Below are 15679 nucleotides of genomic sequence, written 5' to 3' on the forward strand. Positions count from 1 at the left end.
CGCGACCGCTGGAATCACTTAGAGCAGCTTTCAAAGGTTACGGAAGAGACCAGAAAAAACGGATTGGGGTAAGGCGAGTATTGGGCTGTGCCTACCTAGCGGCCGCTCTTTGCGGGCCGTTTGAGGAACTCAGCAGGCTCAACCTCGAGCTTCTCGGCAAGTTGACCTATGATTTTGATACTGACGTAGTACTCGCCCTTTTCGAGCAGGCTTAAATAGCCCCGGCTTATCTTGGCCTCGAAGGCAAGCTCGTCTTGGGACCATCCTTTCGCATTGCGCAGACGGCGCAAGTTGGTGGCGAATATCTCCCGCAAGTCCATGCGGGAAAGGATGCCGCTTGCTCGATATACTGCACCTCGATATACTTGACAAAATGACGCCTCACGCTCGTTGTGAACCGGAACTGCGTCGCTCTGTTGCGCGCGCGTAAGATCATCCGGACCCCACCACTGAACCGTCGCTGATCCTCGTTCGGATAGTTTAGTGCTGTTGCCCCGTGGCGCGCGGCATCTGGTGACCTGCCGGCGACTTCATCGATCCGGAAGCCGCCGACGCCGACCGAAAAGAGGTTGATCGGACCGTGCTGCATATCGATCCAGATCTCGGCCAGTGCGCGCACGCGAACCGTTCCTCATCCATTTGGCGGCAGCAAAATGCATGGCTAACCGGGCCGCGGCTTTCTTCAGGGCGGCGCGACCAAACAGCAAATTTTCTCACGTGGAGTTCGAAATCGAGAACAATGTTCTCGCCAGCCGACCAAACCGAGCAGCCATCATCGGCCAGCGAGTGGAGGCAACAGGTGCGTCAGCCAAACCACACGCGTCGATTTCTACTTGGGCAACGAGCGAGCAAGGGCTTGCAGGACGCAAATCTGCTCATCGCGCTCCAAGCGATATGGACACGTCAAATCAACACCGGCGAAGGTCGGGCGAGCGAAATCGAGACAAGCGACGGAAGAGGCCCAGATATCCGATGGCCGCCTCCAATTGATGTTTCTGCGGGGGAACATTTTGTAGACTGCGGCAATCAATCCGGTACCAAGATGCCGTGAAGCGGGCTACCGTCGCTCAGATTTCTTTAGAGCTTTTCAGTTTGCTAGGAGTTCCAGGCAGTGTCGGCCGATCATAAGATCGCAGATGTGGCGCCCAGCGCGCCTGAGCTTACGCCATACGATGAGCAGCACGTCGTTACCTACCTGCGCCTTCTCGATGCACAGGCAGATAATGCAGATTGGCGCGAAGTCGCGCGCGTTGTGCTCGGTGTTGATCCGGTCCTTGAGCCGGATCGCGCGCGCCGCGCTTTCGACACTCATTTGGCTCGCGCCAAATGGATGGCGCGTCACGGCCATCGTCATCTCCTGCGACGCGGTTGGCCGAAGAGTGAATAGGCGACGCACTTGAAGCGGACGTGATTTCTATCGAGCTCTGATCGCAAAAATTGATTGTTCCATCGACGGATCAGATCAATATTGAACAATTGCATTAGCACAACCAGAAATCGTCACAATCGTGGGGCTGCAATTTCGTCGCATGAACGTGCGGGGAAGAAAGTACGATGGCAGCCGCTGACTGGAGATCAAAGCAAGCATATCCTGACGCCAAGACGGTAGAAGCGGAGGACATTGCTTGGGAATGTCTACGTCGCGACCTCGAGTATGAAAGAGATTATGAGGTCCTGACCAGCAGCGAACGATCCGACGCGACGACGGACCGCTTCCGAAGGAAGTGGGGGCTTTCGTTTCGCCCCAGATCCGCGAACGGCGTTCGACAAACAGGCCATTTTCTGGGCGCCCGAGGCGCTGTCGACCGTGCTGTCTGTCCGCCCGGCTGTCGGTTTGAGGTCGTCCAAACGGTACGACCTGGATCTCGGCAAACTAGCGGGCAGCGAGCTTCGTCGGGCGCCAGATGGATGGCATGCCATCGTGCCGCTCGGAGGCGCGAAGCACCGCCTTTGGCTGAGAGAACTGCCATCGAAACGCTCAGTGATTGTCGTCGATCTGCCGCTCGACCGCGATTTCGACATTCGTTCGCAGGCGGCACTGCGCTTTTGGCGAGCGCTCGAACAGCGCCCCCTCGGCCCGTCCCCACGTGCTCTGCCGATCCAGACCCGGCATCGGCTCATCCTGGCCCTGCGTGCCGCAGATGGATGGGTGGAAGGAAACAGCTATCGCAAAATCGCGCAAGGCCTTTTTGGCGCGCTTCGCATTCCTGATCGGGGCTGGAAAACAAGTGATCTGCGCAGCCGGATCATTCGGCTAGTCAAGATGGGGGTACGTCTTATCCGAGGTGGTTATCGCGCCTTGCTCCGCCACAAAAGGAAGGACGACACCTCCTGAACTTTTCGCTGCCCGGCATCGCGTCGACCTGCGGCATTGAGACTACTCACTGCGTCGGCGCCGGGTCGAGTAAGGATGTCAGCCGGGCGACGGCCCGGGTTTTTTACTTGACGCGCCCGGTCTTCGTCTCGAACACTGGACCGGGATATCTCATTTGGGGACCGATCGAGTGGCTCAAGTTCAAAAGCGGGCCATATCGTTGCCGTATCCTTCGAGGGCGGTGCGAGACATGCCACGCCATTTGACAAAAGATATCAGACTCTGCAGCAGATCCGACATACCCGACACACGAGAATAGGCGATTTCCAGATAATGACCGCGAGCAAGACGTGAACGCGTTGAGCGCATGGGATTGTCCGAGCTGGAAGTCGGACGGTTGATCAGGATTCACTACCTCGGGGTGCGCCGGGTTCCGGGTGGATCAAGCCGCTCGGTCACGTGCGCACGTTCTCGAGAAGATGAACATGTCGTCGGTGTGAATGCGCTGGTGCGAACCAGCAGTAACAGATCGAGACTGCAATTCGCGATCAAGGTTTGGTTAGCTTCGGCCGCAGCGAACGGAAAACGATACGCCTGCACCTGGGTCGGCAAACCTTCATACCCTGAGCGGACTCGAATGAAGACAGGTCGCAGCTGCGAAGGCAAATCAGATCAATCACATGGATCAATCAGAAGAACCGCGTCAGCCTGGTTGAGGACCGTACCATGCGAGCTGCGCCGCCGCTGGACATCGGCACGCGCACCGACGTCATGGGGGAGGAGCGTCGCGGTGAGTTGCCTGTCGCCTGGCCGAAACCCGTTGAAACGACGCACTCGCGATCCGGGCAACGAACGACCACTCCGATACGAATGTCGGGGGCAGTTAGTTACGTTTCAGTCCCCATCGGGCACGATCCATGCGACAGGCTACACCATCAGGCTTAAGAATCCTGGGTCAGCTGACCGGCTTCGATGGTTCGAACTGTGCTCGAGCCGGGCCAGGCTGCCGGCGAGTGGAAGACCTTGACTTCCTGCGGCGCTGCTGCCAATCGGCGCCAAAGTAACGGGCCAGCAAGGTGTCCTTTCCAGCACCGGGGCGACCAGTCCCCTCCGCTGCCGGCAACAATGAGCATGAGTGGCGCCTTCACTTGTCGGGCTATTCGCAAGAGCGTCGCCGAATCGAGATCACTCATTTCGGCACTTCCGTTCGGATGCGAATGCCAGTCCCCGAGATAGTCGAGATCGCCGCCACTATGTTCGAACGCACGGCTAAGTTCATTCATCTGCCAGGCGTGATCCGGAATGAAGCAATGCAGCCCGTGAAGGGCGCGCGGACCGGGGCCGCGCAAGTCGACGATGACATAGTCCTCTCCGGACCGCCACCCAAGCAGAATGCCCCCATTCTCGAGTGGAGACAGCTCTCGTGCATACCGGCACATCAGCCGCAGCGCATGTGAGGAGAGCCAGATCGTCATCGCCCGGTTCCGCAGCATCGGGGATGAGGCGGGCACTGAAATGCCTGCCAACGGGGTAACATCCGCGCGCCCTCATCGTCTTTGAGCGTCAGCACGGCCAGATCCCAACCGCCCGGATCGTAATTCCCCTCGGAGAGGAGCCCCACGGTTGTGCGTACGATTTCCAGAGAGATTTCTTGCAGATCGAAGCCGCCACCCGTGAACGTCGGTGCATTGCAGCCGACCGGGGTGACGACGCCGGCGTCATCGACGCGCGGCTCCGGGATGTGCTGCTTGTCCTTCGACGGGGAGACCCGCGCGTCGTTCCAGTGTTCCTGCAGACAAACGAAGCATCCTTCGGAATCCGGAAGGAACCGCGCGACCACGCCTCCCGCGACACCGAGCGTTGCATACCCCATCACATACGGCACCCGGAATCGCCGACAATAGTGGGACAGCGCAAGGTGGACCTCCGATGAGGCTGAAGCATCGACCACGATATCGGCGGAATGGATCTCATCGAATAGTGGAGTGAGAATGTTGTTCCATTGGCGTGGAATATGGGCCGGTTCCGTGACGGCCGCACCGAGCTTCCCCTCAATCACCCAGGCCTTTGTCCATGGATAGTTCGAGGCGATGAAGTTCGCCAGAGCACTTGCCTTGCCGTTTCCCCAAACCGTGCGGCCGAGTGGCCAGCGCAGACTGTTTCCGGGCTCGACCGTGTCGAAATCAACAAGGCCAATCTCGCCAACACCGGCGCGCGCGAGTTCGAGGCCGGCGAAACTTCCGATCGCGCCGCAGCCAACGACGAGAGCCTTCTTGTCGAGAAGAGATTTTGCGACCGGTAACCGCGAAAATATGTCGTCCTTTCCAGCGCGTTCGCCGCGGATGAGCTTCGTGTCGGTTGCACAGGTGTCTCCGCTCGCCCAACTGCCCCTCGTCACGAGGAATAGCCACCCCACGCCGCTTTTTTGCGAGCCATATTCGGATTCCTCCGGGAATACGATGCCAGTGATGGAAAACGGACCTCGCGCGACATCATTGACCTTCTGCACGCTGGCTCGCTGCAGCACCGCCTGTCGCGCAAGCTCTTCTTCCGCAAGCCGCAGCAGTTCTCTCCCGTCCGCCGTTGCCGGGGGCGTGAACTTCACCCATCGCCCGGTGATCACCTCAGTTCCTTCGGGCCCGACCGGCAAGCCGAAATGTTTACTGATCGGCACGCCAGCGCTGGTCTTCAGCTGCTGCAGGACGCCTTCGATGGCCGCGCCGTTCCTCATGGTGGCGCGATTGGTGCAGGCCACCTGCATCAATCCATGCTGACCCGAAGGCAGCGGTGCCTGACCATCAAAAAGGATGACGGAGTCCACCTCAGCAGCTCCGGCGAAATACGGCATCAGCGGATCCGCAGCTTGCTCCTCAAGTGCGGCAGCATCCTCCCAGCGCCCGTCTCTCCTGGCAGTGAGCGCGTGAAGAAGCTGATCCAACCGCTCCTGGATGAAATCCGCGACGAGCTGACGTGAATCCCATTGTCCCAATTCCTGGGTCAGCAGGCACAGCTCACGACTGAAGGGATTTTGATGGCGCTCGAAGCTCTCGTTCGGGGCTGCGATCGCGGGACGACAGAAAGGGTGAAGCGGGGAGTAGCCGATGCGCAACAACATATGTGCGGACTGGCCCTGCACCGGCCAGTCCGCTTCGAGGATCAGCACCCCGTTTCCCTTGTGAACGATTCGCGGGGTGATCCCGAGTCGTGCGAAGGCTGCGAGCTCGACATCGAAGATCTCCGGCCAGATCGTCCACCAGGCCTGGTCGGCGCCACGCTTGTTGTGCCTGGTCATCCCTGGCCCACGGGACGATGTCCAGGCGGCGAACTGGGGCGCGGCGGGCCCTTGCCCGGCGTTTCGCTGGGAGGACCGGGCGGTACGTCCGGATGCTCCGGATGTGAGGGGTGGGGCGGCTTGGCCATACGTCAATCCTTCCTTGCTTCGCTTCAGCTGCACGCACCATGCGTTTCGCGGCCAGAGCGGCGCAGTCTGCCTAGCGTGAGTCGAACACAAGAACAACGTCGCCGCAGAAAACAATCAAGGTCATATTGGTGCGCTTCGGACGAAGGCGGAGCCTTTATGAACATAGCGAAAGGGAAAATAACAACATCTGACGACATGATCCGCAAAGGCCGGGGGTTCATCCCCCCGGTCACCGGCGGGCGAAATATTCTGGATGCATCAGAGAAATACTTTCCTTACGTCAGCGAACTGGCAACGAGCCGATGAGACCGGACACCGGGAAGCCGGCACGCCGTGTCCGGTAGTGCCGACGAGCGGCGCCGCGCGGACTGGCAGAGCCATTCAAACAAGCCAATCGTCAAATGAGAAACGTTCATCGCATTAGTTGATGCCTGTCACCGGACTATTGCTTTGCAACGATATTCGCGACGGCAGATACGAGGTCTGGCCTTAAGGATACGGCATGACATTTTCAACCAGGTTTGCTGGATCAAATCGTTGCGGCTCTGCGCTGCCTGTATTTAATCGACGGTTATTCATGTTCGCGGCGTTGCGGGTGCGCCATTGGATACTCGTGAGCCGAGCGTGTCAAAGCCTGACCACTATAGTCCGAGCCCGCCTCATGCCTTTGACAGGCGGATGCTGCGCGTCGGGATCCGGCGTGAGCACGGGCCGTCTTCCGCATGAGAACTGCGCGGTTGGGAGTCCAAAAAGCAACGGGCAGGGCGCGGAGTCCCGTCGACAGCGCGACTGGCTTTTTGGGAGCGCTTATCTGCCCAGGTTGCCCGACGCGATGCCCAACCGGCTAGTAACGGCACGCACGATTTTTTTCTGGTCCAGTCTGAAAAACATCGCAGGCCGTATTCACGCATGTGTTGGGACTTCACTGCTAAGAAAATCCGGCGAACTGATATCCAGTAGATACGCGCCTAATTTTGCGCGGTCGCGACAAGTCCGTAGGTTGGCGACATCGCTCGCGATGAGCGCGACGGTCGGCTCGGCGCTTTCATGTCCTTCTCCGGTTCATGCCGGGGAATCGCTGGACGATTTGAAGCAGGCGGTGGCACGCCTGCAGAGCCGTATTCAGTCACTTGAGGCCACAAGGCAAACGGTAGCTCGCAGCGATCGTGCAGCGACCAGGGCAGCAAAACTGGCCCGGAATGAAGCCGAAGAAGCGCGTGCGCAGGCGGAGCAGGCGCGACTTCAGGCTGAAGCTGCTCGTGTAAAGGCGCAGGCGGCGCAGAGTGCAGCGGATCCTCTGCAAGGGAGCTTTCCGGGGAGCATGCGAATCCCGGGAACCAGTACGTCGCTCAGGATCTCCGGTTATGCAAAAGTTCATGCCTATGGAGATCTTGGGCCGCGCAACAGATCCGACAATATTGCAGTGCCGTCAATTCCATTATCGAGCGGGGCGCAGAGCGCCCAGACCCCGGGGGACGTTGCAGTCGGAGCTCGATGGTCCCGCATTGCTCTTGATGCCAGAACTCCGGTTAGTGAAAACTTTGGAACGGCCCGAACCTACTTCGAGGTCGATTGGGCTGGACAGTCCGACCCGACAAGTCAGACAACTGCGTCAAGCTTCACCACGAGGCTTCGATTGGCGTTTGGAGAATTTGGCAATACTGACGGCTGGGGATCCATCGTCGCCGGACAGACCTACTCGGTCTTCAGCGATTGCATACTTAATCCATTACGCAGTGTCTCTGACTGGACAACGCCCGGAACGAGCGCTGTTCGCCAGGCAGCCATTCAATACCGCAAGAGTTACGGCGCTACGACGTTTAGTGTGGGCCTTGAGAACACCTACAGTGACGTCACAAGTACAGCCGGAACAAGTTATCCCGACTCCAATGGTGGTGCAGGCTTTGCATTGAGTTCGGCTCCGGACGGTGCGGCGAGCATCGTCTGGCGAGGAGAAAGCGCGTTCTTCGCCTTGCGAGGGATGGTCCGCAACATCGGTATCAGCAACGAGGCTGCGTCCGCGGCCGCCCAGCGATATCACGCATCGACCACGGGTTACGGTCTGGGTGCGACCGGCGGGCTCAATCTCTTCGACAACCGTCTGGCACTGTTTGCAACGGCAAACTATGGGCCCGGCATCGGTCGTTATCTGATCACGGTCAGCCAGGGATTTGGTGCAGTAACCAACTTTGGCTTGCCTGGCGTGACGTCTCAGGCGGCCCGGATCGATACGGTGACGGCCACTGCCGGCCTTGTTGGGCTGCAGTACAGGTTTCTTCCAAATCTTCAGGCCAATGCCCTCGTTTCGGCCACCAGTCTCAGCTACCCGGCTTATGTGACCCAGTTCACGACGACCTCAAGCGCCGTCAACAGGAGCTTGTGGGCCACGAGTGTCAATCTGATCTACAGCCCCGTGCCATCGGTCGACCTGGGCGTTGAGTATCTTCATGGATCGCGAACACTGGTGATTCCGGATGCGAACGGGATTGGCGGTGGAACAGCCGACCGTATTCACAGCATGGTCCTTGTTCGCTTCTAGCCAACAGCGCTCGAGCATCTTTGGAGGGGTAGAGCGAAAAAAGACTCCTCTTGCGAGAGGAGCGTCGCGGGGGATGAGTATGCCGGTCGAGAAAACCTGGGACCGGTCAGGAAGAGCCATCGTTCGATAAAGCCAGGCGCGGTAACGAGCCCCGCGCCTGGCGAGTTCTTCGAGTGCCGCGTTCAGGACCGCCATCCTTGTAACTGAGCTCATGCGAGATATTCAGGCGATGTCCGGAAGAGCGGCCTTTTTACAAAGCCGGACCAGCCACCGGCAGAAGGCACGGGCGATTTCCGGATTATCACTGCGATCGACCGCATACGCCCGATATTGCATGCCACTCGGAGTACGTGATCCCGGTATGACATTCAGGGCGCCCCCGCGCACCAGATCGCTGACAATGATTTCAGGCAACACCAGAAGGCATTTTCCTGTCATGACTGCCGGAAGGGCAAGGTAATTATGGTCGTATCGGGCTCCCGACTTGATGTCTGCCGAGGTCAGGTTCATCGCCCTTAGCCATGTTGGCAATATGTCGGGTCGTGATCTGACGTTCAGAATCGGCATCGAGCGAATAACGGAAAGGCTTTTGCCATCCACGTGATCCGGAGCGCCCACACAGACGACCTGCTCATTGTAGAGTTCCCAATCGTCGGCCGGTTCGATCACGGAAAGATCGCGTGTAATAAGGATGTCGAAGTCGTCGGAAGATGTCGGCGGCGACAGTGAGTTCGTCACATCCACGATCACGCCTCCCATCTCGGCAGAAAATGTCTGGAGATTTGGAATCAGCAAGGAGTAGGCGAATGTCGATAGCGACGTGCGGACCACAATTCGATTGGCATCCGGACGATCCCGCCGGCGCATTCGTCGGGCGGTGAAGCACACCGTATCGAGGGGTTCAGAAACGGTGTTGGCAAAAAGCCTTCCGAACTCCGTCAATTCGCTCCGTCTGCCGCGTCTTTCGATCAGGTCTGCCCCGAGATAGTCCTGTAGCACGGCGAGGTAGCGGCTGACCGAGCTTTGCGTCGTCCTCAACACGCTGGCTGCGCGGGTCACGCTTCCTTCGCGGGCGATGGTCACAAAAGCCCGAATCGCGTTGAGCGGGACGTCGTCGTGTTCGGCCGCCATCTTCTGCTCCGGTGACTTTGGGAAGCCCGCCCGCCGAGGCCGAGGCCGTTGCCACAAATCAATATTGCATCACATTATTCGATGTCGGTGCCGGATTACTGCTCTAAACGCGATATCGCGAGCAAAAACATCTTGCTGGAACGACGCGATCGGCGCGGTGGCCTTTGTCGTTGAATTGCGTCGACGTTCTCACGGACGCGCCTTAACCGGCCGTCTGGTCGCAAACCATCGATCTGTACGTTGCGGACAAAGCTCCGGTTCCGTGAGGAGAAAGCTGGTAGGCGATGCGCTCGATGGCGCACCGCCGGTTCAGGGCTGAAGACCTCTTGTATCTGTTTCAAGGCCAAATTCGGCCGGATCATTCAGCAAAGGAAGCGAGCTTCCGCCGCTTTGGCCACTTCCATATTCTGAAGTCTGAAAATCTCCTCGACGGGCAGGATATCCTTGTAGACATTCTGTACGCCGCCGTCGGCGCGGATCCGGCGGAAGGCCTCCTGCATCGCCGTTGCAGCGGCACGGATGCCATAATTGCCGTAAATGACCATACGAATATTGCCAAGGGCCCTGATCCGCTGACCGTCGAGATCCGGGTAGGCGTTTGGTACGATCACCAGTGGCACTGATCCGGTCCAAGCGCGCGAAAAGCTTTCGATCTCGGAGGAATCCTTACTTTTCGAATGGATCAGGATCATGTCAGCGCCGGCCTCTGCGTAGGCTTCCGCACGGCGCAACGCCTCGGCTTCGCCAAGGCCGGCGATCAGCGCTTCGGTGCGAGCGATGATGAGAAAATCCGGATCCCGTCGTGTCGCGACGGCGGCCCCGATCTTGCCCTGGAATTCCTCGGTGCGCAGCAGATCCTGGCGTCCGCCGGCAATGAGGCTTGATACCTTGGGAAAGGTCTTGTCCTCGATCACGACGGCGCTGGCACCGGCCCGCTCGTATTCACCGATGGCATGGATGACGTTGATAGCATTGCCATAGCCGGTATCGATGTCGGCGACGATCGGCAGTGTTGAGCGGCCGGCGATCGCTCGCAGCATGTCGAGATGTTGTGTCATCGAGACGAGACTCATGTCAGGCAAGCCAAAAAGAGCCGACAGCTCAAAGCCGGAAGCCCACAGGCCATCGAAGCCGGCTTCTTCTGCGAGGAGCGCCGAAAGCGGGCTGTGGGCGGCCATGATGTGGAGAAGGCTGGCCTTGGCAATGCGAGCGCGGAGGTTCCTGGCAGGGGACATGGAAAATACTCTTTCAGGACAGCGCCGCGCAGGCAGCGATGATGCGGTCGCAGGCGCGAATGAGGTCTTCCAGCGACGCGGCGCAGGAAATGCGGATATAGGGTGAGGCCATGAATCCGCTCCCCGGCACAACAGCCACGGCGAAATCCTCGAGCAGATAGAGGGCGAAATCAGTATCCGTCCCGATCACCTTGCCGCCTGGCGTGCGCTTGCCGATAACGCCGGAGCAGGAAGGAAAAACGTAGAAGGCGCCGTCAGGCGCGCGGCACGAAAGCCCCTCGGCCTGGTTCAGCTTCGCGACGGTGACGTCGCGCCGCTGACGAAAGGCGTTTGCGAATTGCTCGATATGGTGACGATCGCCGGACAGCGCCTCGGTGGCAGCATATTGTGAAATCGTGCTGGTGTGCGAGGAAGTCTGGCCCTGAATGAGGTTCATGGCCGTGATCAGCGCCCTTGGCCCTGCGCCATAACCGACGCGCCAGCCAGTCATCGCGTCGGCCTTGGACACACCGTTGATTGTCAGCGTGCGCCCGTAAAGGTCTGGCGCGACCGCAGCCATGGTGGCGAAAGCGGCATCGTACGTCAGTTTCTCATAGATGTCGTCAGACAGCACATGGATGTGCGCATGGCGGCGGAGCACCGCGGCGAGCGCGAGCAAATCGTCACGACTGTAGACCGCGCCGGACGGATTGCAGGGCGAGTTCAGTATCAGCCACTTGGTGCGTGGCGTGATTGCAGCCTCAAGGGCCGATGGGCGCAGCTTGAAGCCCTGGGATTCCTCGCACGCGGCGAGCACCGGTTTGCCACCGGCGAGCGTTACCATGTCCGGATAGGAGACCCAGCATGGCGTCGGGATCACCACCTCGTCCCCGGGATCAAGGGTCGCGAACAGGGCGTTGAACAGGACCTGCTTCGCACCGCAACCCACCGTAATCTGGTCGATACCATAATCCAGTCCGTGATCGCGGCCAAGGCTCGTGCGGATCGCTTCGCGCAGTGGCTTGATCCCGGCGACCGCCGTATATTTCGTCCTCCCCTCGCGGATCGCCTGGATGCCGGCTTCGCACACAGCAGAAGGCGTGTCGAAATCCGGTTCGCCCTGGCTGAGCGTGATCACATCGGCCCCCTTGTCCCGCAACTCGCCGGCACGTGCCGTTATGGCCTTTGTTTCAGAGGGGCGGACGAGACCAAGCCGTTCGGCAACGAGAGACAAGGTAGGGGACCTCGCGAACCTGGAAAAAATAACGTCGAAACTTCTACCCGCCCTCAAACGGCGTAACCAATCATGCTATCTCGTTTGTGAATGAGATCATCGAGCTCTGCGATCAGTCAAAAACGAAGCTGCCGGCCCCCGCTTGGTGGATGCGCCATGGACGGTCAACGAGGACGAACGGCGTGAGAATCTTCACGCAGATGGTGCACACGGCAGGGGGGCGGCAGGTCGGGAGCCAATGGTCCGCGGCAGGACAGGGACAGTGCATGAGATCCCGCGTCCGGCGTCTAATCGGCGATCACGAAGACTAGTTGCTCACCGCGATGACATCGCTGTCAGGGAAGTCGCGTCGCAAGGTGCAACCCATCGAAGCTGCTTCGCCCCGGCAGAAGGGACATACCGAAGAGCAGATCGCCTCGACTCTCGCGCCTTCAGTTATCTCTCCTTGGATTGAAACGAACCGCTTTGAGGTTCTCTAAGCAAGGTGCTCAGGACAAGGCGCTCGACACCCGGCAGTCAGGATGTCGTTCCGGAAGGGAGATGCGCTGATGGAATCGGGATCAAGCTCCGGCACTCTTCGCTGTTCGCTCGCTTTATCCATAAAATGTGCCGAGTAGGCACGTGCTGCTTCTGGCTGCTCCTCTACATCATCGCATGTTCCATAGTTAGCATCTAATTATTCGATGGGCGTCATTCGGGTGTAGCAAAGCGGGTCTTGAAGTTCTCGCACATCGGCGGGCAGCCAAAGTGAGACAGACAATTCTCATTCTGCTTCGCAAAGCTCTCATGACGATGTGGAAGTAACGAAGATGGCATCCGTAGCGATTGAGGACATCCGGAAGAATTATGGCCCGACGTCTGTTCTGCGTGGTGTTTCGCTGCTGATAGCGGATGGCGAGTTTCTGACGCTGCTGGGGCCGTCAGGATGCGGGAAGTCGACTCTGTTGCGTATTCTGGCCGGGCTGGAGGTGCAGGACGCGGGTTCGGTCCTGATCGACAGGCGAGCGGTGGACGGCCTCAGGCCGAAGCAGCGGGACGTGGCGATGGTGTTTCAGTCCTACGCGCTTTACCCCCATATGACAGTTGCCTCCAACATGGCGCTGCCGCTCCGGATGCGCGGGCTATCGGCCTTCCAGAGGCTTCCGCTTGTCGGCCGCCTGCTGCCGGGAACGGCGCGAATCTCGGCCGCGATCGACGTGGAAGTCATGCGTACCGCCACGTCCCTCGGCATTGGCCACCTGCTGGCGCGCAAACCAGGGCAGCTCTCCGGTGGCCAGCGCCAGCGCGTGGCCGTCGGTCGGGCGATGGTCCGCCATCCTGCTGTTTTCCTGATGGACGAGCCGCTGTCGAACCTCGACGCGGAGTTGCGTGTGCAGATGCGTGCCGAGATCAAGGATCTGCATCGGCGGCTCGGGGGCACGTTCGTCTATGTTACCCACGATCAGGCCGAGGCAATGACGCTGTCGGACCGAGTGGCGCTCATGGTTGATGGCGAGCTGTTGCAGGTAGCGGCGCCTCAGGACATCTATGCCGATCCCGACGACCGCCGCGTCGCTGAATTCATCGGTTCGCCCAGGATCAATATGCTCGACGGTATGGTGCGCGAACGAGGTGTGATCGATGTGGCCGGATCGACGCTCGCCATGGAGCTCGACGTAATCGCTGGCGCCCATCTCACCGTCGGCATTCGCTCCGAAGCGTTTCATTTCGTCGACCATGGTGGACCGGACGTGCTGACCGGTTCCGTCCGCATGATCGAGCACATGGGCTCTGATCTGCTTGTGCATCTTGATCTGGCGGGCGTAGATCACCCGGTGATTGCGCGGCTGCTGGCGGAACGGGCGCCTTATATCGCCATCGGCGAGACCCTGCATGTCGGCGTCAGGCCAGATCGCGTGCTGGTCTTTAGCCGCGATGGGCGGCGTCTGCGCCGGGACGCGGGACACGGCCGGGCATCGATCGCACCGATCCGGGAGATCGCCCGGTGAGCGAACCGCTTTCCCTTTCCGGTGTCCACATCGAGCCCCCTGCCATGGGCGGCGCCCGAACGGACCGCGCCCCCGTCACGTCACCGGCCCGTGCTCGCGCCGTTGCGCAGACACTGGCGGCGTGGGGGCTGGCTGGACCGGCAGTCTTCTTTCTGCTCGTCTTGTTCCTGCTGCCAGTGGCCGGGGTCTTCGTCATCGCATTCAGTGACTGGCAGTTCGGAGCACGTTCTTTTTCCTTCGTAGGCTTTGCCAATTTTCGCGAAGTCTTCCTCGACCCTGCGTTCAGGGCGTCGCTTCTCAATTCCGTCGTCTACGTTCTGATCGTCGTGCCGGGGGCTGGCATCCTCGGTCTTGTCATCGCAGTGCTGATCGAGAGCGGAAAGTCCTGCCGCGCCTTTTATCGCGCTGTCCATTTTTTGCCCTTCATGGCAACACTCGCGGCCATGGCGATCGCCTGGGAGGCGTTGCTGCACCCCGCGATCGGCTTCGTCAACCAGGCGCTTGCCGTCACGGGGCTGCCGACGGCCAACTGGCTGCGAGACGAGAATACCGCCCTTCCAGTGCTGGCCGCCATCGGCATCTGGCAGAACCTCGGCTATGCCATGGTGCTGTTCCTGGCTGGCCTGAAGAGCATCCCGCAGGATTTGTACGACGCTGCCGACGTCGATGGTGCCGATTTCTGGTTTGACCGACTGCGCACCGTCACGCTTCCGATGTTGGGGCCGGTTTCGATGTTCGTCGTCATCGTCGTGGCGGTGAGGGCGTTCGAACCCTTCGATATCGTGAAAGTGCTTACCCAGGGCGGCCCCGGGCACGCGTCTGAAATGCTTCTGTACACATTGTACCGGGAGAGCTTCGAGTATTTGCGCACCGGATACGGTGCCGCCCTTGCGGTCGTTTTTCTCGGCATCGTCGTGACGCTCACGCTTGTCCAGGCGAGGATCATGGGCAAGAGGGTGCACTATCAATGAGCGCCATGACGTTCCCGAATCGCCAGTCGCTGCTGTCATCGATTCTTCGCCACGCCGTGCTGATATGTACCGGCGCGCTCATTCTCGCGCCCTTCATGTGGATGCTGTCGTTGTCGATCAAGCCCCCATGCGAGATCTTCGGGGTATCCTTTTCGTTCTGGCCCCACCAGTTCTACGGGATTGAGAACTACTCCCGGGCGCTGACCGAAGCGCCGCTCCTGCGCTACATGGGAAATGGCGTTCTCGTCTGTGCCATCATCCTGGCGCTCCAGATACTCGTCTGCGCGCCGTGCGCCTACGTGCTCGCCAAGCTCCGTTTCGCTGGTCGCAAGTTGCTCTTCGGCATCGTGCTCATCGGCCTGATGCTGCCGCACCAGGTGCTGTCGCTGCCACTGTTTATCCTCAGCTACCAGCTCGGCCTGCTCGACACTTATGCGGCACTCATCTTCCCCTACGTCGTCTCGCCGTTCGGAATCTTCCTGTTCCGGCAATTCTTCATGACCATTCCCGATGACGTGGTGCACGCCGCGCGACTCGACGGTCTTTCTGAACTGGCTATCGTCTGGAAGATCATGCTGCCTATGGCCTTGCCCGCTCTCATCGCCTTCTCGATATTTTCGGTGATCGGTCACTGGAACGATCTCTTCTGGCCACTGATCGTCGTCCGTGATCAATCGTTGATGCCGCCGCCCCTGGGAATCATGGTTTTCAGGAACGAGGAGGCAGGAAACGACTATGGCCCGCTCATGGCCGCATCAACTCTCGTCGTGATGCCTCTCGTCATCGCGTTCCTTGCCGCCCAGAAGTGGTTCGTCGAAGGCATGACCGGAGGAGCGGTGAAATGACGGTGCAGCCGACAGTGAAGCA

Annotated in this window: 12 protein-coding genes and 1 pseudogene; 7 read left to right on the top strand and 6 right to left on the bottom strand. The window is 59.7% G+C overall.

From position 1 onward, the window contains the following. Positions 1–95: 95 nt before the first annotated feature. Entirely contained in the window at positions 96–320 is a 225-nt protein-coding gene (locus BI327_RS35000) for a helix-turn-helix domain-containing protein (protein ID WP_076865935.1), read from the bottom strand. Between the two features lie 791 nt (positions 321–1111). On the opposite strand from BI327_RS35000, the gene BI327_RS35005 reads away from it, so the two are divergent. From BI327_RS35005 to BI327_RS35010, 3 genes and pseudogenes are all read left to right on the top strand, one after another. Next, positions 1112–1387 (top strand): DNA -binding domain-containing protein, encoded by a 276-nt coding sequence (locus BI327_RS35005; RefSeq protein ID WP_076865936.1) that lies wholly within the window; start codon positions 1112–1114, stop codon positions 1385–1387. A 167-nt stretch (positions 1388–1554) separates the two neighbouring features. Beyond that, a pseudogene (locus BI327_RS43365) lies at positions 1555–1731 on the top strand (transcriptional regulator domain-containing protein); the annotation flags it as partial. 250 nt (positions 1732–1981) lie between these two features. After that, complete coding sequence (locus BI327_RS35010) at positions 1982–2335, top strand: DUF2285 domain-containing protein (RefSeq protein WP_245335024.1); 354 nt, start codon at positions 1982–1984, stop codon at positions 2333–2335. Between the two features lie 920 nt (positions 2336–3255). On the opposite strand, the gene BI327_RS35015 is transcribed toward BI327_RS35010, so the two are convergent. Together BI327_RS35015 and BI327_RS35020 are read right to left on the bottom strand one after the other, a co-directional pair. Continuing rightward, complete coding sequence (locus tag BI327_RS35015) at positions 3256–3789, bottom strand: Mov34/MPN/PAD-1 family protein (protein WP_159450510.1); 534 nt, start codon at positions 3787–3789, stop codon at positions 3256–3258. Continuing rightward, on the bottom strand, positions 3786–5606 hold the full coding sequence (locus tag BI327_RS35020) for a HesA/MoeB/ThiF family protein (protein ID WP_076865939.1): 1821 nt from the start codon (positions 5604–5606) through the stop codon (positions 3786–3788). Before BI327_RS35020 ends, BI327_RS35015 begins: the two co-directional genes overlap by 4 nt. 1147 nt (positions 5607–6753) lie before the next feature. Between BI327_RS35020 and BI327_RS42035 the strand changes: the two genes are divergently transcribed. Further along, complete coding sequence (locus tag BI327_RS42035) at positions 6754–8274, top strand: porin (RefSeq protein WP_076865940.1); 1521 nt, start codon at positions 6754–6756, stop codon at positions 8272–8274. A gap of 222 nt (positions 8275–8496) precedes the next feature. On the opposite strand, the gene BI327_RS35030 is transcribed toward BI327_RS42035, so the two are convergent. The 3 genes from BI327_RS35030 to BI327_RS35040 all read right to left on the bottom strand — a co-directional run bounded on the left by BI327_RS35030 (position 8497) and on the right by BI327_RS35040 (position 11853). Then, a complete protein-coding gene (locus tag BI327_RS35030; protein ID WP_076865941.1) occupies positions 8497–9405 on the bottom strand; it encodes a LysR family transcriptional regulator in 909 nt (302 codons plus the stop codon). 362 nt (positions 9406–9767) lie between these two features. Further along, a complete protein-coding gene (locus BI327_RS35035; protein ID WP_076865942.1) occupies positions 9768–10640 on the bottom strand; it encodes an isocitrate lyase/phosphoenolpyruvate mutase family protein in 873 nt (290 codons plus the stop codon). Between the two features lie 13 nt (positions 10641–10653). Beyond that, on the bottom strand, positions 10654–11853 hold the full coding sequence (locus tag BI327_RS35040; protein ID WP_076865943.1) for a pyridoxal phosphate-dependent aminotransferase: 1200 nt from the start codon (positions 11851–11853) through the stop codon (positions 10654–10656). Between the two features lie 809 nt (positions 11854–12662). On the opposite strand from BI327_RS35040, the gene BI327_RS35045 reads away from it, so the two are divergent. The 3 genes from BI327_RS35045 to BI327_RS35055 are packed head-to-tail and all read left to right on the top strand — an operon-like array spanning position 12663 to position 15657. Next, positions 12663–13841, top strand: coding sequence for an ABC transporter ATP-binding protein (locus tag BI327_RS35045; protein ID WP_076866101.1), 1179 nt, complete (start codon positions 12663–12665; stop codon positions 13839–13841). After that, on the top strand, positions 13838–14812 hold the full coding sequence (locus BI327_RS35050; protein ID WP_394329907.1) for a carbohydrate ABC transporter permease: 975 nt from the start codon (positions 13838–13840) through the stop codon (positions 14810–14812). The genes BI327_RS35045 and BI327_RS35050 overlap by 4 nt, the downstream gene beginning before the upstream one ends. Continuing rightward, complete coding sequence (locus BI327_RS35055; protein ID WP_076865944.1) at positions 14809–15657, top strand: carbohydrate ABC transporter permease; 849 nt, start codon at positions 14809–14811, stop codon at positions 15655–15657. The genes BI327_RS35050 and BI327_RS35055 overlap by 4 nt, the downstream gene beginning before the upstream one ends. Positions 15658–15679: the final 22 nt, after the last annotated feature.

Origin of the sequence: Bradyrhizobium mercantei, from assembly GCF_001982635.1 — a bacterium.
In the GTDB taxonomy this organism is placed as follows: Bacteria; Pseudomonadota; Alphaproteobacteria; order Rhizobiales; family Xanthobacteraceae; genus Bradyrhizobium; species Bradyrhizobium mercantei.

Excerpts from the sequence above, each read along its gene's own strand:
- BI327_RS35020 (WP_076865939.1), bottom strand. The coding sequence starts at position 5,606 with ATGACCAGGCACAACAAGCGTGGCGCCGACCAGGCCTGGTGGACGATC.
- BI327_RS35045 (WP_076866101.1), top strand. The coding sequence starts at position 12,663 with ATGGCATCCGTAGCGATTGAGGACATCCGGAAGAATTATGGCCCGACG.
- BI327_RS42035 (WP_076865940.1), top strand. The coding sequence starts at position 6,754 with ATGAGCGCGACGGTCGGCTCGGCGCTTTCATGTCCTTCTCCGGTTCAT.
- BI327_RS35055 (WP_076865944.1), top strand. The coding sequence starts at position 14,809 with ATGAGCGCCATGACGTTCCCGAATCGCCAGTCGCTGCTGTCATCGATT.
- BI327_RS35015 (WP_159450510.1), bottom strand. The coding sequence starts at position 3,789 with ATGACGATCTGGCTCTCCTCACATGCGCTGCGGCTGATGTGCCGGTAT.
- BI327_RS35030 (WP_076865941.1), bottom strand. The coding sequence starts at position 9,405 with ATGGCGGCCGAACACGACGACGTCCCGCTCAACGCGATTCGGGCTTTT.
- BI327_RS35035 (WP_076865942.1), bottom strand. The coding sequence starts at position 10,640 with ATGTCCCCTGCCAGGAACCTCCGCGCTCGCATTGCCAAGGCCAGCCTT.
- BI327_RS35000 (WP_076865935.1), bottom strand. The coding sequence starts at position 320 with ATGGACTTGCGGGAGATATTCGCCACCAACTTGCGCCGTCTGCGCAAT.